Source organism: Delftia sp. S65 (assembly GCF_016516495.1).
Taxonomy (GTDB): Bacteria; Pseudomonadota; Gammaproteobacteria; order Burkholderiales; family Burkholderiaceae_C; genus Comamonas; species Comamonas acidovorans.
On sequence record NZ_JACVUR010000002.1, the window covers coordinates 51,711 to 70,748 of the forward strand.

The 19,038-nt window shown below is 69.2% G+C and carries 17 protein-coding genes; 11 read left to right on the forward strand and 6 right to left on the reverse strand.

Annotated features, from left to right (window positions below):
- Positions 1–33: 33 nt before the first annotated feature.
- The 3 genes from IAE24_RS02195 to IAE24_RS02205 are packed head-to-tail and all read right to left on the reverse strand — an operon-like array spanning position 34 to position 3,349.
- Complete coding sequence (locus IAE24_RS02195; protein WP_199958835.1) at positions 34–1,236, reverse strand: CaiB/BaiF CoA transferase family protein; 1,203 nt, start codon at positions 1,234–1,236, stop codon at positions 34–36.
- Positions 1,237–1,246: 10 nt separating this feature from the next.
- Positions 1,247–2,413 (reverse strand): acyl-CoA dehydrogenase family protein, encoded by a 1,167-nt coding sequence (locus tag IAE24_RS02200; protein WP_012202137.1) that lies wholly within the window; start codon positions 2,411–2,413, stop codon positions 1,247–1,249.
- Positions 2,414–2,443: 30 nt separating this feature from the next.
- Positions 2,444–3,349 (reverse strand): FAS1-like dehydratase domain-containing protein, encoded by a 906-nt coding sequence (locus IAE24_RS02205; RefSeq protein ID WP_133072641.1) that lies wholly within the window; start codon positions 3,347–3,349, stop codon positions 2,444–2,446.
- A gap of 207 nt (positions 3,350–3,556) precedes the next feature.
- Here IAE24_RS02205 and IAE24_RS02210 point away from each other — a divergent pair, with 207 nt between their 5' ends.
- The 5 genes from IAE24_RS02210 to IAE24_RS02230 all read left to right on the forward strand — a co-directional run bounded on the left by IAE24_RS02210 (position 3,557) and on the right by IAE24_RS02230 (position 8,969).
- Positions 3,557–4,474: an SDR family NAD(P)-dependent oxidoreductase gene (locus IAE24_RS02210; RefSeq protein ID WP_013800088.1), complete on the forward strand. Its 918-nt coding sequence runs from the start codon at positions 3,557–3,559 to the stop codon at positions 4,472–4,474.
- A 13-nt stretch (positions 4,475–4,487) separates the two neighbouring features.
- Entirely contained in the window at positions 4,488–5,381 is an 894-nt protein-coding gene (locus tag IAE24_RS02215; protein WP_199958833.1) for a MaoC family dehydratase, read from the forward strand.
- 212 nt (positions 5,382–5,593) lie between these two features.
- The gene (locus IAE24_RS02220; RefSeq protein ID WP_013800086.1) at positions 5,594–6,403 is read left to right on the forward strand and encodes an enoyl-CoA hydratase/isomerase family protein; all 810 of its coding nucleotides are present in this window, start codon (positions 5,594–5,596) and stop codon (positions 6,401–6,403) included.
- The gene (locus tag IAE24_RS02225) at positions 6,400–7,701 is read left to right on the forward strand and encodes an acetyl-CoA hydrolase/transferase family protein (protein ID WP_199958832.1); all 1,302 of its coding nucleotides are present in this window, start codon (positions 6,400–6,402) and stop codon (positions 7,699–7,701) included. Before IAE24_RS02220 ends, IAE24_RS02225 begins: the two co-directional genes overlap by 4 nt.
- A gap of 59 nt (positions 7,702–7,760) precedes the next feature.
- A complete protein-coding gene (locus tag IAE24_RS02230; RefSeq protein ID WP_013800084.1) occupies positions 7,761–8,969 on the forward strand; it encodes an acetyl-CoA C-acetyltransferase in 1,209 nt (402 codons plus the stop codon).
- Positions 8,970–8,979: 10 nt separating this feature from the next.
- Here IAE24_RS02230 and IAE24_RS02235 read toward each other — a convergent pair whose 3' ends face one another.
- The 3 genes from IAE24_RS02235 to IAE24_RS02245 are packed head-to-tail and all read right to left on the reverse strand — an operon-like array spanning position 8,980 to position 12,271.
- Positions 8,980–9,987, reverse strand: coding sequence for a Bug family tripartite tricarboxylate transporter substrate binding protein (locus tag IAE24_RS02235; protein ID WP_034397674.1), 1,008 nt, complete (start codon positions 9,985–9,987; stop codon positions 8,980–8,982).
- Complete coding sequence (locus tag IAE24_RS02240) at positions 9,984–11,003, reverse strand: NADPH:quinone oxidoreductase family protein (RefSeq protein ID WP_071957006.1); 1,020 nt, start codon at positions 11,001–11,003, stop codon at positions 9,984–9,986. The genes IAE24_RS02235 and IAE24_RS02240 overlap by 4 nt, the downstream gene beginning before the upstream one ends.
- Positions 11,004–11,047: 44 nt before the next feature.
- Positions 11,048–12,271, reverse strand: a complete 1,224-nt coding sequence (locus tag IAE24_RS02245; RefSeq protein WP_199958831.1) for a CaiB/BaiF CoA transferase family protein — start codon at positions 12,269–12,271, stop codon at positions 11,048–11,050.
- A gap of 99 nt (positions 12,272–12,370) precedes the next feature.
- On the opposite strand from IAE24_RS02245, the gene IAE24_RS02250 reads away from it, so the two are divergent.
- The 6 genes from IAE24_RS02250 to IAE24_RS02275 all read left to right on the forward strand — a co-directional run bounded on the left by IAE24_RS02250 (position 12,371) and on the right by IAE24_RS02275 (position 18,995).
- Positions 12,371–13,366 (forward strand): LysR family transcriptional regulator, encoded by a 996-nt coding sequence (locus IAE24_RS02250; RefSeq protein WP_013800081.1) that lies wholly within the window; start codon positions 12,371–12,373, stop codon positions 13,364–13,366.
- Positions 13,367–13,521: 155 nt separating this feature from the next.
- Entirely contained in the window at positions 13,522–14,529 is a 1,008-nt protein-coding gene (locus IAE24_RS02255; RefSeq protein ID WP_088166689.1) for a Bug family tripartite tricarboxylate transporter substrate binding protein, read from the forward strand.
- 14 nt (positions 14,530–14,543) lie between these two features.
- Positions 14,544–16,055, forward strand: coding sequence for a class I adenylate-forming enzyme family protein (locus IAE24_RS02260; RefSeq protein ID WP_199958830.1), 1,512 nt, complete (start codon positions 14,544–14,546; stop codon positions 16,053–16,055).
- A 355-nt stretch (positions 16,056–16,410) separates the two neighbouring features.
- Complete coding sequence (locus IAE24_RS02265) at positions 16,411–17,382, forward strand: tripartite tricarboxylate transporter substrate binding protein (protein ID WP_199958829.1); 972 nt, start codon at positions 16,411–16,413, stop codon at positions 17,380–17,382.
- The gene (locus IAE24_RS02270; protein ID WP_013800077.1) at positions 17,360–17,620 is read left to right on the forward strand and encodes a hypothetical protein; all 261 of its coding nucleotides are present in this window, start codon (positions 17,360–17,362) and stop codon (positions 17,618–17,620) included. The genes IAE24_RS02265 and IAE24_RS02270 overlap by 23 nt, the downstream gene beginning before the upstream one ends.
- Positions 17,604–18,995, forward strand: a complete 1,392-nt coding sequence (locus IAE24_RS02275) for an amidase (RefSeq protein ID WP_199958827.1) — start codon at positions 17,604–17,606, stop codon at positions 18,993–18,995. The genes IAE24_RS02270 and IAE24_RS02275 overlap by 17 nt, the downstream gene beginning before the upstream one ends.
- Positions 18,996–19,038: the final 43 nt, after the last annotated feature.

The following is a 19,038-nucleotide window of genomic DNA, read 5'->3' on the forward strand; positions in this document are numbered from 1 at the left end:
TCTCCGGCGCATTCTTGGGCATGCGCCCTGGTTTCAGGGGGCGGTTTTTCCCGGGGGCGGGCACAGGGCACTGATGCGCTCGGCGCTCCAGCCCAGCTCGGCCAGGATGGCGGCGCTGTGCTCGCCCACGGCGGGCACAGCCTCCATGCGGTAGTCAAAGGAGCTGTTGGCACCGGGGGGCAGCAGGGCCTGCACGGGTCCGGCCGGCGTGTCCACGCTGCACCAGCGCTGGCGTGCGGCCAGCTGGGGATGGGCCCACAGGCCGGCCATGTCGTTGACGCGCGCATTGGCAATGCCGGCCGCATCCAGCCGCTGCACCACCTGTGCGGCATCCAGCGCGTTGAACACGCCCAGGATCAGCGCACGCAGCTCCTCGCGGTTGGCGTTGCGGCGCGCATTGCTGTCAAAGCGCGCATCCGTGGCCAGCGCGGGCTGCAGCAGCACCTGTTCGCAAAAGAGCTTCCACTCGCGTTCGTTTTGCAGGCCCAGCATTACCGTCCCACCGTCACCGGCCTCGAAAGGCCCGTAGGGATAGATGCTGGCGTGCGAGGCGCCGGTGCGCGGCGGTGGCGGCGCGCCGTCGAAGGCGTAGTACATGGGGTAACCCATCCACTCGCCCAGCGCCTCCAGCATGGACACGTCGATGTGGCTGCCCTCACCCGTGCGCCCGCGCAGCAGCAGGGCCGACAGGATGTTGGTGTACGCATACATGCCGGCCGCGATGTCGGCCACCGAGATGCCGGCCTTGGACGGCACCTCGGGCGTGCCCGTGACCGAGAGAAAGCCCGCCTCGCTCTGGATCAGCAGGTCGTAGGCCTTCTTGTCGCGGTAGGGGCCGTCTGCGCCGTAGCCGCTGATGTCGCAGACGATGAGGCGCGGAAAGCGCTCGCGCAGCGCCGCATAGGACAGGCCCATGCGCGCGGCCGCGCCGGGCGCCAGGTTCTGCACCAGCACGTCGGCACCCTCCAGCAGCTGCAGCAGCGCCTGCATGGCCTCGTCCTGCTTGAGGTCCAGCGCCAGGCTCTGCTTGCTGCGGTTGATCCAGGTGAAGTGCGAGGACTGGCCCTGCACGCGCTGGTCATAGCCGCGCGCAAAGTCGCCGCTGCCGGGCCGCTCGACCTTGATCACGCGCGCGCCCAGGTCGGCCAGTTGGCGCGTGCAAAACGGTGCGGCCACCGCATGTTCCAGCGAGACGACGGTGGTGCCGTCCAGGGGCCTCAGGCGTTGCTGTGTCATGCGCGAGCCTTCAGAAAGAACGCGGCAGACCAAGGATGTGCTCGGCCACGTAGGAATAGATCAGGTTCGTGGAGATCGGCGCCACCTGGTACAGGCGCGTCTCGCGGAACTTGCGCTCCACGTCGTATTCGCAGGCAAAGCCGAAGCCGCCGTGGAACTGGATGCAGGCATTGGCCGCCTCCCAGCTGGCCTTGGCCGCCAGGTACTTGGCCATGTTGGCCTGGGCGCCCATGGCCTGGTTGGCGTCGAACATCTCGCAGGCCTTCCAGCGCATGAGGTTGGCGGCCTCGACCTCGATGAAGGCATCGGCAATGGGGAACTGCACGCCCTGGTTCTGGCCGATGGGGCGGCCGAACACGTTGCGGTCGCGCACATAGTTGGTCACGCGGTCCAGGAACCAGTAGCCGTCGCCAATGCATTCGGCCGCAATCAGCGTGCGCTCGGCATTGAGGCCGTCGAGGATGTACTTGAAGCCCTTGCCTTCCTCGCCGATCAGGTTCTCCTCGGGGATTTCCAGGTTCTCGAAGAACAGCTCGTTGGTCTCGTGGTTGACCATGTTGGGGATGGGGCGCACGGTCAGGCCGCTCTTTTGCGCCTCGGCCAGGTCCACCATGAAGATGGACATGCCCTCGCTCTTTTTCTTCACCTCGGCCAGCGGCGTGGTACGCGCCAGCAGGATCATCCAGTCGCTGTGTTGCACGCGGCTGATCCAGACCTTCTGGCCGTTGACCACGTAGCGGCCATCCTTCTTGACGGCGCTGGTCTTGATCTTGGTGGTGTCCGTGCCCGTGGTGGGCTCGGTCACGCCCATGGACTGCAGGCGCCATTCGCCCGAGGCGATGCGCGGCAGATATTTCTCCTTTTGCGCCTGCGAGCCATGGCGCAGCAGCGTGCCCATGTTGTACATCTGCCCGTGGCAGGCGCCGGAGTTGCCGCCGCAGCGGTTGATCTCTTCCATGATCACGCTGGCCTCGGTCAGGCCCAGGCCCGAGCCACCGTACTCCTGCGGGATCAGCGCGGCCAGCCAGCCGGCCTTGGTCAGCGCGTCCACGAAGGTCTCGGGATAGGCGCGCTGCTCGTCGATCTTGCGGAAATACTCGTCAGGGAACTCGGCGCACAGCGCACGGATGGCGTCGCGGATTTCGGGGAAATTGTTGGAAAGCGTGTGTTCGATCATGGTGGTCTCAAGGCTCGGTGTTCAGGGGTGTCAGGCCAGGGTGGCTTTTCCGGTCATGGTCAGCCAGCCCTCGTGGTCTTGCGCCCAGAGTTCGACGGTCTTGCCGTCCGCAGAAGGCTTGCCGTGCACGCTGAAGGCATGCAGGTCGAAGGTGGGGCGCACGGCCTTGAACTCGAAGGACAGCACGCGCGCCTGGGGCAGCTCGCGGCGCAGCAGGTCCAGCAGCAGCGTGGCGATCAGCGGACCGTGCACGATCAGGCCCGGATAGCCCTCCACTCCCGTGACGTAGCGGCGGTCGTAGTGGATGCGGTGGCCGTTGAAGGTCAGGGCCGAGTAGCGGAACAGCAGCACGTCGTCGGGAACGATGGTGCGCGACCAGGTTTGCTGGCCGTCCAGCGGCGGCTTCTGCGGCGTGGGCGCGGGATCGCCGGGCTGGGCAGCGGCGCGGTAGACGATGTCGTGCTCCTCGGTCAGCGCCAGGCCCTGGTCGTTGCTGTAGGCATGCTCGACCAGCACGAACAGCAGCTCGCCCGAGCGGCCGCTCTTGTGGCTGACCGAGCCGATGGTGGAGCGGCGCTGCACCTTCTGGCCCACCTGCAGCGCGTTGCCTGCCTCCCAGCGCAGGCGCCCGCCGGCCCACATGCGGCGCGGCAGCGGCACGGGCGGCAGAAAGCCGCCACGGCGCGGGTGGCCGTCGGGGCCGAGCTCGCTTTGGCGTGCATGGGGCAGGAAGTACATCCAGTGCCACAGCGGCGGCAGCGCCGTGCCGTCGGCGGGCTCAGGGTCTTCCCGGTCCAGCGTGGCCGACAGCGCGGCCACGGGCGCGGCCGTGATGCTGTCTGCCAGGGTTTCGCTGCGGCCCTGCCAGGACTGAAGATGCGCCAGCGCGGCGGCGTCGAGGGTGTCGGTAGCTTGCTTGTCTGTCATGGCCGCCATGGTCGGTGCAAGCGCGGCGGCCCGCAATCCGCGTTTTCTTAAGCAAGCCTTTGGCCGCGCTGAAGGCTGGGCCGGCGCGGCCTGTCCGCCGCTGCTTTCATTCCCGCGAAGTCCGCCCTTGTGATTGGCGAATGGCGCGGTGCGGCGTTTGCCGGCATCCTTGGTTCCGACTTCTTTCCAACGAACACTGAACGGGGACGACAGGCCATGGCGCAGAAAATGATGCAGGACAAGGTAGTGGTGGTGACGGGTGCCGGCGGCGGCATCGGGCGCGACATGGCGCTGGCCATGGCGGCCGAGGGCGCCAAGGTGGTGGTCAACGACATCGGCACCTCCACCACGGGCGAGGGCACGGACGCCGGCCCGGCGCAGAAGGTGGTCGATGAGATCAAGGCCGCAGGCGGCCAGGCCGTGGCCAACACCGACAGCGTGGCCGAGGCCGCCAGCGCGGGCCGCATCGTGCAGTGCGCCGTGGACAGCTTCGGCCGCATCGACGGCGTGGTCAACAACGCCGGCATCCTGCGCGACCGGTTCTTCCACAAGATGAGCCTGGACGAGTGGGACGCCGTCATCAAGGTCCACCTGTACGGCAGCTACTACATGAGCCGCGCGGCCGCCAACCATTTCAAGGAGCAGGAAAGCGGCGCCTTCGTGCACATGACCTCGACCTCGGGCCTGATCGGCAACCTGGGCCAGGCCAACTACAGCGCGGCCAAGCTGGGGCTGACGGCCCTGTCCAAGTCCATTGCGCTGGACATGCAGAAGTTCAACGTGCGCTCCAACTGCATCGCGCCGTTCGCCTGGAGCCGCATGATCGGCTCCATCCCCACCGACACGCCCGAGCAGCAGGCGCGCGTGGCCAAGATCCAGCAGATGACGCCCAACAAGATTGCCCCGCTGGCCGTCTACCTGCTGTCCGACGCGGCCCGCGACGTGAACGCCCAGGTCTTCGCCGTGCGCAACAACGAGATCTTCGTCATGAGCCAGCCGCGCCCGCTGCGCTCGGTGCACCGCAGCGAGGGCTGGTCGCCCCAGTTCATTGCCGAGCACGGCATGCCTGCGCTCAAGGCATCGTTCGTCCCCCTGGACCGCTCGGCAGATGTCTTCAGCTGGGACCCGATCTGACCGGAGCTGATTCATGGCCATCAGTTACCAGCACCTGAAACAGCGCCCCTTCGAGCCCGTGCGCCAGCACTATGGCGAACGCGACACCATGCTCTATGCATTGAGCCTGGGCCTGGGCAGCGACCCGCTGTGCGCCGACGCCCTGCCCTTTTTCTACGAAGGAGCGCCTGGCGGGCTGCGCGCCCTGCCCTCGCAGGCCGTGGTGCTGGGCTACCCGGGCTTCTGGGCGCGCGAGGCCGATACGGGCATCGACTGGGTGAAGCTGCTGCATGGCGAGCAGCGCATGCGGCTGCACCGCCCGCTGCCGGCCAGCGCCGACGTGGTGGGCCACAACCGCATCACGCACCTGACGGACAAGGGCGAAGGCAAGGGCGCCATCATGGTCACCGAGCGGCGCCTGGAGACCGCCGGCGGCGAGCTGCTGGCCACCGTGCAGCAGGTCAGCTTTCTGCGCGGCGATGGCGGCTACAGCCTGCTGGACGGCGGCCAGCCCAGCGACGCGCCCCTGGCGCCGCTGCGCCCCACGCCGGAGGACCGCGCACCCGACTTCACCGACACCCAGGCCATACGCCCCGAGGCCGCGCTGCTGTACCGCCTGATGGGCGACTACAACCCGCTGCATGCCGACCCGGCCGTGGCGCGCAAGGCCGGCTTCGAGCGGCCCATCCTGCATGGCCTGGCCAGCTACGGCCTGGTGGCCCATGCCGTGCTGCGCCAATGCGGCGACCGCAATCCCGCGCGCCTGAAGGCGCTGGATGTGCGCTTCACCTCGCCCGTCTATCCCGGCGAAACCCTGGTCACCGAGATCTGGCGCACGCCCGACCAGCCCTGCCAGCTGCAGTTGCGCGCCCGCGTGCTGGAGCGCGACAAGATCGTGCTGAGCCACGGCTACGCCGAACTCGCTTGAATGGATCACCCCCTGAGTCGCTGTGCGCCTTCCCCCTCTCTCGCTTCGCGGGAGGGGGACGACACCCTCGCTGCGGGGCGGCGCGGCCGGCCCAGGCCCTTGCTCGGTGTCCCTGGCTTGGGACATGCCGATTTGGACGCCTCGTCAAAGGTGCGCATAGGAGCAAGCAAGACATTCCAGCTTTTGACCTCAAAGAATCCAACCTCGGCACCATGACTACATCACCTGAAACCTCCCCCGTATTGACCTCCGTCCAGGACGGCATAGGCACGATCACGCTGAACCGGCCCGAGGCCCGCAACGCGCTCAACCAGGCCATGCGCCCGGCCCTGGCCGCCGCCGTGGCGCAGATGCGCGATGACGCGCAGGTGCACACCGTCATCCTCACGGGCGCGGGTGGCGCCTTCTGCTCGGGCGGCGATATCAGCCAGATGATGGATGCCAGCCAGGCCGGCCTGCCCTGGCGCCAGCGCATGCGCAGCCTGCACCAGTGGTTTCCCGAGTTGGTCAACCTCGAAAAGCCCGTGATCGCCGCCGTGGACGGCCCGGCCTTCGGCGCGGGCCTGAGCCTGGCGCTGGCCGCCGACTTCGTGCTGTGCACGCGGCGCGCGAAGTTCTGCGCCGTGTTCGGCCGCATCGGCCTGGTGCCCGACCTGGGCGCCATGCACATGCTGCCGCGCATCGTGGGCCTGCAAAAGGCCAAGGAGCTGGTCTTCACCGCGCGCACCGTGCAGGCCGAGGAAGCCAGGTCGCTGGGCATGGTCTACGAGATCGTGGAGGACGGCGAGGCCCTGCAGGCCGCCGCCGTGGCACTGGCGCGGCGCTTCGGCGAGGCATCCACGGCCGCCATCGGCATGGCCAAGACGGCCATGAACCAGGCCTTCGAGCTGGACGCACGCGCCATGGCCGAGCTGGAAGCCTATGCCCAGACGATGTGCCGTGGCTCCGACTACCACCAGGAGGCGGTGCAGCGCTTCAAGGACAAGCAGCCCACGCGCTTCGACTGGGACCGCGCGCCATGAGCGTGCTGTCGCCGGACACCCTGCAAGAAAGGCTGCAGGCCCTGATCCGCCCCGGCGACACCCTGTGGTGGGGCCAGGCCACGGCCGAGCCGCTGACGCTCACGCGCGCCGTGGTCGCGCAGCGCCATGCACTGGCCCGGCACGGTGGCCAGGGCCGGCTGCGCGTCTTCGTGGGCATGGGCGCATCGGACACGCTGCAACCGGCGCATGCCGACGCCATCGACTTCTTCGGTTACGCGGCCGGCGGCCCCCACCGCGCGCTGGCCCAGGCGGGCGTGCTGGACATCCTGCCCAGCCACTACTCCCACCTGCCCGGCCTGATCGACGAGGGCCTGCTGCCTGCCGACGTGGTGCTGCTCCAGGTCTCGCCACCCGATGCACAAGGCCGCTACAGCCTGGGCCTGGTCCATGAATACCTGCCGGCCGCCATACGCAAGGCGCGCGTGCTGATCGGCGAAGTCAACCCCGCCATTCCGTGGACGCACGGCAGCCTGCACCTGCAGGCCGGCGACTTCGCCCTGCTGGTCGATGCCGAACACCCTCCGCTGGACCAGGCGCGCAGCGCGCCCGGCCCTGCCGAACAGGCCATTGCCGGCCATGTGGCCGCCCTCATCGAAGACGGCGCCACGCTGCAGGTGGGCGTGGGCAACCTGCCCGAGGCCGTGCTCGCCGCCCTGCACGGCCACCGCGACCTGGGCCTGCACAGCGGCGCCGTGGGCGACGGCATTGCAGCCCTGGCCGAAGCCGGCGTGCTGACCCACGCGCGCAAGAGCCAGGACCGCGGCGTGGGCATCGGCGGCATCCTCATGGGCGGCGAATCGCTCAGGCGCTGGGCCCACCGCAACCCCGCCCTGCAACTGCGCGAGACGCGCTACACGCACGACCCCGAGGTGCTGGCCGCCAGCCACAGGCTGGCCGCCATCAATTCGGCGGTGGAAGTGGACCTCACGGGCCAGATCAATTCCGAAGTGGCGGGCGGCGTCTACGTGGGCGCCGTGGGGGGCGCCGTGGACTTTCTGCGCGGCGCGGCACGCAGCCGCGGCGGCCTGCCCATCATCGCCCTGCCCGCCACGGCCAGGGGGGCCACGCGCATCGTTGCGCGGCTGTCCGGCCCCGTCAGCACGCCGCGCAGCGATGCCGGCCTCATCGTCACCGAACACGGCGTGGCCGACCTGCGCGGCCAGACGCTGTCGCGCCGCGTGAAACGGCTGATCGACATCGCGGCACCGGAGCACCGCGCCGACCTGGAACAACAGGCACATACCCTGCTGCGCCAATGCGGCGCAGCCTTTTCCTGATCCACTGATCCACTGATCCACTGATCCACTGATCCACTGATTCCCAAGGAGACAACACCATGCGCAGAGCCGCCATCGTCACCCCCCTTCGCACGCCCGTGGGCACCTTCGGCGGCAGCCTGCGGCCGGTATCGGTCGAGGAGCTGGCCGCCACCACGGTGCGCGCCGTGGTCGAGAAAAGCGGCATCGACCCCGCACGCATCGACGACGTGGTCTTCGCCCAGTCCTACGCCAGCAGCGAGACGCCCTGCGTGGGCCGCTGGGCCGCGCTGCAGGCCGGCCTGCCGGTGACGGTGCCGGGCATGCAGCTGGACCGGCGCTGCGGCGGCGGCCTGCAGGCCGTGGCCACGGCGGCCATGATGGTGCAAAGCGGCGCCGCCGACGTGGTGATCGCAGGCGGCGTGGAGAGCATGAGCAACATCGAGTACTACAGCACCGACATGCGCTGGGGCGCGCGCTCGGGCAATGTGCGCTTCTACGACCGCCTGGACCGCGGCCGCGAGCGCTCCCAGCCCGTGGAGCGCTTCGGCAAGATCTCGGGAATGATCGAGACCGCCGAGAACCTGGCGCGTGACTACGGCATCAGCCGCGAGGCAGCCGACGCCTATGCCGTGCGCAGCCACCAGCGCGCCGCCGCCGCCTGGGAGGCGGGCCGCTTCGCCGACGAGATCGTCCCCGTCAAGGTGCCCCAGCGCAAGGGCGACCCCGTGCTGTTCACGCGCGACGAAGGCTTTCGCGCCGACGCCACCACCGACAGCATGGGCAAGCTGCGCGTGCTCATGCCCAATGGAACGGTCACGGCCGGCAACGCCAGCCAGCAGAATGACGCCAGCGCCGCCTGCCTGATCGTGGCCGAGGACCGGCTGGCCGAACTGGGCCTCACCCCCATGGCCACCCTGGTGGGCTGGGCCGCCGCAGGCTGCGAGCCCTCGCACATGGGCATAGGCCCCGTGCCCGCCGTCAAGAAACTGCTGGCGCGCCTGAACCTCACGCTGGACCAGATGGACCTGGTCGAACTCAACGAAGCCTTTGCCTGCCAGGTGCTGTCCGTGCTCAAGGGCTGGGAGTGGAACGACCAGGGCGCCATAGACCACAAGCTCAACGTCAACGGCTCCGGCATCTCCCTGGGCCACCCCATCGGCGCCACCGGCGTGCGCATCCTGGCCACCCTGCTGCACGAGCTGGAGCGCCGCAAGGGCCGCTATGGGCTGGAGACCATGTGCATAGGCGGCGGCCAGGGGATTGCGGCGGTGTTCGAGCGGGTGTGAGCTTCCCGCCTCAATCCGCCCGCGCTCCCGACGCCTTCACGATCTCTTCCCACTTGCGGGCTTCGGCCTGGATGTAGCGCGCGAACTCGGCGGGCGTGGAGCCCACGGGCTCGGCGCCCAGGCGGCGGTATTGCGCTGCGATCTGGGGTTCGGCAAGCACGCGGCGGGACTCGGTCCACAGTTTCTGCACCACGTCCTGGGGCGTGTTCTTCGGCGCCCACAGTCCGTACCAGGTGCTGGTGCGAAAGCCCGGCATGCCGGCCTCTTCCATGGTGGGCACATCGGGCAGGGAGGGTGAGCGACTGGCCGAGGTAACGGCCAGCGCACGCAGCCGGCCCGAGGCGATGAAGGGCATGGCCGAGGGCATGGAGTCGAACATGAGCTGGATCTGCCCGCCCATCAGGTCGGTCAGGGCCGGCGAGCTGCCCTTGTAGGGCACATGCTGCATCTGCGCGCCGGTCTTCAGGCGGAACAGCTCGCCCGACAGGTGCTGTGACGACGCATTGCCGGCAGAGCCGAAGTTCACCTGCCCGGGATGGGCCTTGGCCCAGGCGATCAGCTCCTGCACATTGCGCACCGGAAGCTGGCTGCCCACGACCAGCACCAGCGGCACATCGACCAGCTGCGTGACCGGCTCGAAATCGCGGAAGGCGTCATAGGGCGCGCTGGCATAGACGTAGGGGTTGATGACGTGGATGGAGGCATTGACCAGCAGCGTGTAGCCGTCGGCCGGCGCCTTGGCCACCAGGGCCGCGCCGACCATGCCGCTGGCGCCGGCCTTGTTGTCCACCACCAGCGGCTGGCCCAGCGCCTCGCCCAGCCGCGTGGTGACCACGCGCCCGACCACGTCGGTAGGCCCGCCGGGTGGATAGGGCACGACGACGCGGATGGGCGCCTTGGGATAGCCCTGGGCCCCGGCGGATGGCTGCGCGCCTGCGGTTCTCCATGCGGCCAGCGCCGCCGCGGCGCCCAGCAGGGTGCGGCGGGAAAGCGCGGGGCCTGTGCGTTGCGTTGTCATACCTTGTCTCCTTGAATGGCGAGTGCGAGCTTGCCGGTCACGTTGCGGCCGTGCAGCGCATCCAGCGCAGCCGGCAGTTCATGCATGGCGAAGACCTGGCTGACCTGGGGATGGATGCATCCCCGGGCAGCCCAGTCGAGCAGCTTGGCAATGACGGGCTGCAGCTGCGCCGCGAAGGCCTGGCGTTCGTCGGCCGGCGTCCAGCCGATGTAGCGGCCGTAGAAGAAGCCGTGCAGCGTGAGGTTCTTGACCAGGGCCAGGTTCATGGGCACGGCAGGGATGGTGCCGCTGGCAAAGCCCACGCTCAGCAGCTGCGCGTTCTGCGCGGCCGCGCGCAGTGCCTGCAGCAGCAGATCGCCGCCCACGGGGTCGAAGACGACGGAGGCGCCCCGGCCCTGCGTGGCCTGCTTGACCTGGGCGGCCAGGTCCTGCGGGGTGACTGCCTGGTGCGCGCCACGGCGCAGCGCATCGGCGCGCTTGGCCTCGGTGCTGGCGCAGGCGATGACCTGCACGCCGGGCGTCTGCCGGGCCACTTCCACCGCCGCGGCGCCCACGCCGGACCCGGCGCCCAGCACCAGCACCACATCGCCTTCCTGCAGGCGCGCGCGCCAGTGCAGGGCCGTGTAGGCCGTGCCGTAGGACAGGGGAATGGGCAGGGCCTGCAGCCAGGGCATGCCCGCAGGCAGGCGGTAGACGGTGGATGCATGCACCACCGTTTCCTGCGCAAAGGCACCCCAGTCGGCAATGAAGGCCACGGCATCGCCGGGCTGCAGGTGCTGCACCGCGCTGCCGCATTCCAGCACGCGCCCCACGCCTTCGGTGCCGGGCACGAAGGGCAGCGGCGGGCGCCGCTGGTAGCGGCCCTCGATCAGCAGGCCCGTGGCGTGGCTGACGTTGGCGTAGGCCACGGCAATCCGCGCCTGGTGCGCGCCCAGGGGTTGGCCGGGCCGGTCCATGGACTGCAGGCTGACCACCTCGTGCGGCGCGCCGAATTGATGGCAGACCAGGGCCTGCATGGAGGTGACCGGGGAGGTGGGTGTGAACGTGGATATGGAAGCGCTCATGCCATGACCTCCTGCGCGCACTGGTGCACCACGCCGCTGGCCATCCATTGCTCCATCTCCTGCGGCGTGCAGCCGGCCTCGGCCAGGATCTGGCGCGTGTGCTCGCCCGTGCGCGGCGCGGCGCCAAGGGATGCACCGGAGGCTGCTGCGTCTGCCGGCCAGGGTGAAGCCGCATACAGCAGCGGCCCGAACCCGGGCTGCGCCAGCGTGGCGAACGATGCGCGGTGCACGGCCTGGGGATGCGCCACCACATCGGCCAGCGTGCGCACGCCCGCATGCAGGGCGCCCTGCGCTGCCAGGCGCTGCTCCCAGTGGGCGCGCGGCTGCTGCGCCAGCAAGGCCTGCAGCCCGGCATGCAGGACATGGCGGTGGGCCATGCGGCCCGCATTGGAGGCAAAGCGCGCGTCCTGCAGCCAGTGCGGCAGGTCCAGCGCGCGGCACAGCCGCTCGAACTGGTCGTTGTTCAGGGCCAGCACGGTGATGAAGCCATCGGCCGTGGCGAACACGCCGTTGGGAGCGCTCACCCCTTCGGCGGGCAGGCCGCCGCGCAGCGTGTCTTCGGCCAGCACCGTGGATTGCAGGGCGCAGCAGACCTCGAACAGATTGAGCTCCACATGGCGCCCGCGCCCGCTGCGCGCCTTGCCCAGCAGGGCCGCCGTGCAGGCCTGTGCGGCATAGACGCCGGCCGCGATGTCGGCCAGCAGCAGGCCCACGCGCTGGGGCTGGCCCTGCGCGTCTCGGTTGCTGGTCATCAAGCCCGTGTCCGCCTGCATGACGGAGTCGGTGGCGGGCCGGTCCGCATACGGCCCCGTGGGTCCGTAGCCGCTGATGGAGACGTACACCGGGTCCAGGCCGGCCGCGCGCAGGCTGTCGTAGTCCACGCCCATGCGCTGCACGACCTGGGGGCGGAAGTTCTGCACCACGATGTCGGCCTCGCGCGCCAGCCGCAGCAGCAGCGCGCGCCCCTGGGCCTGGCGCGCATCGACGGCAATGCTGCGCTTGCCCGCGTTGTAGGTGGCCGACAGGCTGCTGTGCCCATCGCGCGAGATGCCCACGTGGCGCGCCCAGTCGCCTTCGGGCGGATCGACCTTGATCACCTCGGCGCCCTGGCGCGAAAGCAGGTGGGTGCAGTAGGGGCCGGCCACGCCCTGGCTCAGATCGAGCACACGGTAGTGCGCCAGGGGCACCGGCGGCGCGGTTTGCAAAGCTTCTTGGTTCACGGTCAGCGGCCTTTCGCCATGGTTTCCTCCATGCTAGGGAGGCAGGGCAGGCGCCACAATCCTCGCCAGCAGGCCAGGCCTGGTGACTCCCGATCAACAATGGCCGGCCCCGGCCCTGCAAAGAATGCCGAGATGGACCTGAACCTGTGCCGCGTCTTCATCGACATCGCCGAGGCCAAGAGCCTCACGCGGGCGGCCGAGCGCGGCGGCATGACGCGCTCCAACGTCTCGCGCCGGCTGCGTGCGCTGGAGACCGAGATGGGCGCGCAGCTGCTGCGCCGCACCACGCGCAATGTGGAGCTCACCCAGGCCGGCCAGCTGCTGTACCGGCGCTGCCTGGCCATGATGGAGGAGCTGCAGCGCGCCCGCGATGCCATCCACCAGTTGCGCTCCACCGTGAGCGGCGAGGTGGGCGTGCGCGTGCCCACCGGCTTCGGGCATTTCTATCTCAAGCCGCTGATCCTGGGCTTTTGCCGCGAGCATCCCGACATCCGCCTGCGCCTGCTGATCAACGACCAGATGGCCGACCTCGTGGCCTCCAAGGTCGATCTGGCGGTGCAGATCACCTCCGCGCCGCTGGACGATCTGGTGGCCACGCGGCTTTGCGATGTGCGCTGGAACTTCGTGGCCACGCCCGCCTGCCTGCAGGCGCTGGAGCAGTCGCTGGGCCGGCCCCTGCGCGCACCTGCCGACCTGCTGCAGGCCCGCCTCATCCTGCCGCTGGCCATGGGCGGCAGGCTGGCCTGGCTGGCCGGCAGCGGCGACGATGGCGTCGCCGCTGCCCTCGATGTGCTGCCCTCGCTGCAATCGGGCGACTACCGCCTGCTGTACGACGCCGTGCTGGACGGCCTGGGCCTGGCCCTGCTGCCCGACTACGTGACCTCGGCCGCGCTGGCCGGCGGCACGCTGGTGGCCGTGCTGGACCAGGTGGTGTTCTCCGGCCTGGGCAACGCCATGTACCTGGTGCGCATGCCCGACCGCCAGCCCACCATGGCGGCCCGCGCCTTCCAGCAGTTCCTGCGCGAGGCCATCGTCACCGCCGCGCCCAGCTGGCAGGCGGGCGCCGAGGAGGCGGGCGCGGACCTGTCTTCCTAGGACGTCCTAACAGCCGGCAAACCCCGGCTTAGGCAAAAGCAGATTCCCAAGAAGCGCCGGCGTGCGCACCATTGCCTGCATGTCCGGCGCAGACCGGGCGCGCCGCCGTGCAGGCCACGGCAGCGCTTCATTCATTTTTTGCAGGAGACATGCACATGCCCGCCCAACACCGCCGCAAGGCCCTGGCCACCCTGGCCCATGCCCCGCTTCTGGCGTCCCTGGTGACCGCCCTAGCCACCCTGACCGCCCTCCCCGCCGCCGCGCAGGACGCGCAGCCCGTGCGCCTCATCGTGGGCTACTCGGCCGGTGGCCCCGTGGACCAGGGCGCCCGCCTGCTCAGCGTGGCGCTGACCAAGGAGCTGGGCGCCTCGGTGGTGGTGGAGAACAAGCCCGGCGCCAACGCCACCATGGCCGGCAGCGAGGTCGTGCGCGCCAGGCCCGACGGCCTCACGCTGTGGTTCGCGGCCAGCCCCACCATCACCATCAGCCCCAACGTGATGAGCAAGATGTCCTTCGACCCGGCCCGTGACCTCACGCCCGTGGCGCCCGTGCTCAGCTACTACAACGTGCTGGTGGTCAACAACAACGAGCCCTACAAGACCACGGCCGAGCTCGTGGCCTATGCCAAGGCCCATCCGCAAAAGCTCAACTACGGCTCGGCCGGCGTCGGCGGCTCCAACCACCTGGGCGCGCTGCTGTTCGCGCGGCGCAGCGGCATCGAGATGAACCACATCCCCTACAAGGGCAACGCACCCGCCATGACCGACGTGATCGGCGGCCAGCTGAGCATGATGCTGGACATCATCAGCACCGCCAGCACCTACATCCAGAGCGGCAAGGTGCGCGCCGTGGCCGTGACTTCCCCACAGCGCAATGCCTCGCTGCCCGATGTGCCCACCTTTGCCGAGTCCGGCATCGAAGGCCTCAAGGGCTTCGACGTGGGCGGCTGGTATGGCGTCTACGGCCCCAAGGGCATGTCGCCTGAACTCGTGGCCCGCCTGAACAAGTCCATCAACGCCGCCCTGGCCCAGCCGGAGCTGCGCAAGCGCCTCAAGGAACTGGGCTACGAAGAGTGGACCGGCGCACCCCAGAAACTAGCCGAGCGCGGTGCAAAAGAACGCGCGATGTGGGCCACCGTCACCCAAGGCATTGTGGTGGACTGAGGGATAAGCGGAGCATGAATCAACGAATACACCATCTGCTGGACCGCTGGCTGGCCGAAGCGCCGCAGCGTCCCTTCATCCACCTGCCCGACGGCAGCAGCCTGAGCTTTGCCGACCTGGGCGCGCTGGCGGACACGGCCGAGGCCGAGCTGCGCGCGCTGCAGGTGCGGCCCGGCGACCGCGTGCTGGTCGTGGCCGAGAACTGCCCCGAGCATGCGGCGCTGATCCTGGCCTGCAGCCGCGTGGGCGCCTGGTCCTGCGGCGTGAATGCGCGCATGGCGCCCGGCGAGATCGATGCCTTTGCGGCCAAGGCCGATGCGCGCGTGGTGTATTTCACCTCGGCCGCATCGGACAGCGCCAGCGGCCACGCGCGGCGCTTTGGCGCAGGCGACTCGGCCCTGGCCGGCATGCAGCACAGCCCGGTGCGCGCAGAGGCGGTGGCCGAATCCGGCGCGCTGCAGGACGAGGTGGCGGCGCTGATCTTCACCTCGGGCACCACGGGCACGCCCAAGGGCGTGATGGTGGGGCATGACGCGCTGACGCTGTTCGCTCGCGTCTCGGCCGCATCGCGCGGCCTGGGTCCGCAGGACCGCAGCTATGCCTTCGTGCCCATGACCCATATCTTCGGGCTGGGCACGGTGCTGCTGGCCTCGCTGCATGCGGGCGCGCAGATGGTGATGCGCCCGCAGTTCGACCCCGCCGATCTTCTGGATGCGCTGGCCCGCCACGGCATCTCCCAGCTGCAGGGGCCGCCTGCGCTGTACGCACGCCTGCTGGCCTATCTGCAGGAGCAGGGCATTGCCCACCCGCAGGCGCCTGCGCTGCGCTATGTCTATACCGGCGCAGGCCCGCTGGACCTGACGCTGAAAAAGCGCGTGGAGGCCGCCTTCGGCCAGGCGCTGCACCATGGCTACGGCCTGTCGGAATACGCAGGGTCGGTCCACCTCACACGACAGGGCGAGCAGCGGCCCGACACCAGCGCGGGCTACGTGGTGGAAGGCGCCGAGGTGCGCGCCGTGGACCCGGCCACGGGCCGCAGCCTGCCGGTGGGCGAGCGCGGCGAGCTGTGGATACGCGGGCGCGGCCTGATGCACGGCTACTTCCGCGATGACCAGGCCACGGCCGCCGTGATGCGCGAGGGCGGCTGGTACGCCAGCGGCGACCTGGGCGAGCTGCATGCCGACGGCGCGCTCTTCGTGGTGGGGCGGCTCAAGGAAATGATCATCCGCTCAGGCTTCAACGTCTATCCGGCCGAGGTGGAACTGGCGCTCAACGAGCTGCCCGGCGTGCAGCGCAGCGCCGTGGTCGGGCGGCCCGAGGGCGATGGCAACGAGGAGGTCATCGCCTTTGTCGAGCTGCAGCCCGGCGCCACGCTGGACAGCGCCGCAGCGCGCTCCCACCTGCGCGAACGGCTGGCGCCCTACAAGCTGCCCGCCCGCATCGTGCCCCTGGCCGAGCTGCCCACCAGCCCCAACGGCAAGGTGCTCAAGCGCCTGCTGCAGGAACAGGCGCTGCGCGTTTCCTGAGCCCGGGCCGCACAGCAGTTGCGCCGGCCACCGCTGCCGGTGCAACCTTTGTCTTGCCTGCCCCTTCCCTGCCCCATGTCCGGATGTGCGCACGCGCCACTGCCTTCCGGAACCGGCCTCTGCAGCATGGACGCAACACCCCTACATTGCGCATCCGCAGGCCTTGCACCCCATCCTTCATGATGTAAAACTATGGCACTCAATGTTTCAATAGTTTTAACAAATTCATTATTTTTTCGCCTGCCTTGGCCTTGGCTGCAGTTACCGGATCCATCGTGAGATGCATCCCGGCGTGTCGGCCCGGATCTGCACAGGGCATGCATCCTCACCCCCCGCAACCACATGAATCAAGCCCATGAAAAGAATCCTCAGCCTGTTTCTCGGAGGTATTTTCCTGGTCGCTGCCAGCCTGGTTCATGCGGCCTGGCCAGACCGGCAGATAACGCTGGTTGTACCTTTCCCGGCAGGCGGTGGCACTGATGTCGTGGGGCGCATCATCGCCAAGGAGCTTGCACAACGCCTGCGCGTCAACGTGGTGGTGGAAAACCGCCCTGGCGCCTCGGGCAACATCGGGGCGCGCCAGGTCTCCAAGGCCAGTCCCGATGGATATACGCTGCTGATCTGCACCACGGCCCAGACCATCTCGGGCGCGCTGTACACGCAGGCCGGGTATGACGTGGCCAGCGACCTGGAAGCCATCTCCACCATCAACGACAGTCCTCTGGTGCTCATCACACGCCCGGGCCTGCAGCTGTCGTCGGTGCAGGAGCTGATCGAGCTGGCGCGGCGCAGCCCCGGCAAGCTGACCTATGCCACGCCGGGCTATGGCAGCGCGGGCCACATGGCGGCCGAGGCCCTGAGCCTGGCCGCCGACATACGCATGCTGCACATTCCCTACCAGGGCGCCGCGCCCATGATGGCCGACCTGGTCAGCGGCCAGGTCGATATCGCCTTCGACCTGCTGATCACGGCCAAGCAGTATGTGAACCAGGGCAAGGTCAATCGCGTGGGCGTGGCCACGCGCGAGCGCTCGCCCCTCATGCCCGACTGGCAGACGCTCAGCGAGCAAAGCCCGGCCCGGCTCGGCAATTTCAACGAGACCTCATGGAATGTGCTCATGGCACCCAAGGGCACGCCGGCCGCGATAGTGAACGCCATCAATGCACAGATGAAAAATATCCTGGCCGATGAAAAGGTGCAGCGCAAATTCATGGAGCTTGGCAGCATTCCCCTTTGGAAATCCGTGGACAGCACCAAGGCATTCGTATCCGACGACGCCAGAAAATGGAGAAAGGTGGTCAGTGATGCCGGCATCGCGAAAATCTGAAATACCCCCTTCGCCGCAGAAACTGGCAGGGCCCGATGTCAATGCGCTGCACGAATTGCTCAATGCGCTGAAAAAGCACGGCATCGACATCCCCTTCGAGCGGCTGGGACCCATCCTGGCGGAGCACCAGCTGCTGATGGAGCACCGCGGCCTCGTCAACGAACTGGCGCATGAGGCGGGTCCCTCGCACATCCACACCACCATTTCCCGTCAGAGCAACCATGCGCGGCAGTCCTGAACTTTCCATACGGCAGATGGCCAGCGCGCTGCGCGCCGGCAAGACCACCTCGGAGATGCTGACCCGGGCGGCGCTGGGACGCATCCGCGCCATGGACATCGACATCCATGCCTTCACCAATCTCGATGCCAGCGGTGCCATGGAGGCTGCGCGCGGCGCAGACATGGCGCGCGCCGAAAGCGCCGACCTGCCGCTGCTCCACGGCATTGCCGTGGCCATCAAGGACGTCTACGACGTGGCCGGCCTGCCGACCACCTGCCAGTCCTGGCTGAGCCTGGACTATGTGCCCGAGGAGGATTCCACGCCGGTGCGGCGCCTGCGCGATGCGGGCGCCATCATCCTGGGCAAGCTGGCCACGCACGAGTTCGCCATCGGCGCGCCCAGCCCCGACCTGCCGTTTCCCGCGGCCCGCAATCCCTGGGACCTGGCCCATATTCCGGGCGGATCGTCGTCGGGCTCGGGCGCCGCCATTGCGGCGGGCTTCACGCGGCTGGCCCTGGGCACCTGCACGGGCGGCTCCATCCTCATACCGGCCGCCTGGTGCGGTGCCGTGGGGCTGAAACCCACCTACGGCCGCGTCTCCAAGCACGGCGTGTTTCCGCTGGCCTGGACGCTGGACCACTGCGGCCCGCTGTCGCGCAGCGTGGAGGATGCGGCCATCGCGCTGCAGGTGCTGGCCGGTCATGACCCGCTGGACCCGGCCAGCTCCACCGAACCCGTGGACGACTACTGCACGGGGCTTGAGCAGGGCGTGAAGGGCCTGACCATCGGCGTGCCGCAGGACCACTTCCAGTCGTCGCCCCAGGCGTCGCCCACGTTCCTTTCGGCCTTCGATCGCACGGCCGCGCTGCTGGCCGAGGCCGGCGCCCGCCCCATCCACGTGAGCCTGCCCCACAGCCAGCAGTTCCTGGCGGCCGGCCGCGTCATCCTCAGTGCCGAGATGTTCACCATCCATGCGCAGGACCTGCGCTCGCGCCCGCTGGACTATGGCGAACTCACGGCGGCGCGGCTGCTGCTGGGCGCCACCGTGTCCTCGGAGGACTACCTGAACGCCCTGCGCGTGCGCCGCATGCTGGCGGCCCGCGTGGACGCGGCCCTGGACCGCTGCGACGTGCTGCTGACCGCCATCACCCTGGATACGGCGCCGCGCTTCGATCCCATGCCGCATTTCCGCCACTGGCCGGTGCAGACCCATGCCTTCAACGTGACCGGGCACCCGGCCATCAGCGTGCCGGTGGGCCTGTCGCCGCAAGGCCTGCCGCTGGCCGTGCAGGTGGTGGGACGCTACTTCGACGAGGCCCGCATCCTGCAGGTGGCCCGGGCCATCGAGCAGCTGACCGGCTGGGAAAACCAGCTGCTGCCCGACGGCACCTGACCGCCGTGCTTGGCTTGGGCTCAGCGGCAGCAGCAGCCCCGGT

Coding starts and splice junctions, on each gene's coding strand:
- IAE24_RS02195 (WP_199958835.1), bottom strand. CDS start 1,236: ATGACACAGCAACGCCTGAGGCCCCTGGACGGCACCACCGTCGTCTCG.
- IAE24_RS02200 (WP_012202137.1), bottom strand. CDS start 2,413: ATGATCGAACACACGCTTTCCAACAATTTCCCCGAAATCCGCGACGCC.
- IAE24_RS02205 (WP_133072641.1), bottom strand. CDS start 3,349: ATGGCGGCCATGACAGACAAGCAAGCTACCGACACCCTCGACGCCGCC.
- IAE24_RS02210 (WP_013800088.1), top strand. CDS start 3,557: ATGGCGCAGAAAATGATGCAGGACAAGGTAGTGGTGGTGACGGGTGCC.
- IAE24_RS02215 (WP_199958833.1), top strand. CDS start 4,488: ATGGCCATCAGTTACCAGCACCTGAAACAGCGCCCCTTCGAGCCCGTG.
- IAE24_RS02220 (WP_013800086.1), top strand. CDS start 5,594: ATGACTACATCACCTGAAACCTCCCCCGTATTGACCTCCGTCCAGGAC.
- IAE24_RS02225 (WP_199958832.1), top strand. CDS start 6,400: ATGAGCGTGCTGTCGCCGGACACCCTGCAAGAAAGGCTGCAGGCCCTG.
- IAE24_RS02230 (WP_013800084.1), top strand. CDS start 7,761: ATGCGCAGAGCCGCCATCGTCACCCCCCTTCGCACGCCCGTGGGCACC.
- IAE24_RS02235 (WP_034397674.1), bottom strand. CDS start 9,987: ATGACAACGCAACGCACAGGCCCCGCGCTTTCCCGCCGCACCCTGCTG.
- IAE24_RS02240 (WP_071957006.1), bottom strand. CDS start 11,003: ATGCAGGCCCTGGTCTGCCATCAATTCGGCGCGCCGCACGAGGTGGTC.
- IAE24_RS02250 (WP_013800081.1), top strand. CDS start 12,371: ATGGCCGGCCCCGGCCCTGCAAAGAATGCCGAGATGGACCTGAACCTG.
- IAE24_RS02255 (WP_088166689.1), top strand. CDS start 13,522: ATGCCCGCCCAACACCGCCGCAAGGCCCTGGCCACCCTGGCCCATGCC.
- IAE24_RS02260 (WP_199958830.1), top strand. CDS start 14,544: ATGAATCAACGAATACACCATCTGCTGGACCGCTGGCTGGCCGAAGCG.
- IAE24_RS02265 (WP_199958829.1), top strand. CDS start 16,411: ATGAAAAGAATCCTCAGCCTGTTTCTCGGAGGTATTTTCCTGGTCGCT.
- IAE24_RS02270 (WP_013800077.1), top strand. CDS start 17,360: ATGCCGGCATCGCGAAAATCTGAAATACCCCCTTCGCCGCAGAAACTG.
- IAE24_RS02275 (WP_199958827.1), top strand. CDS start 17,604: ATGCGCGGCAGTCCTGAACTTTCCATACGGCAGATGGCCAGCGCGCTG.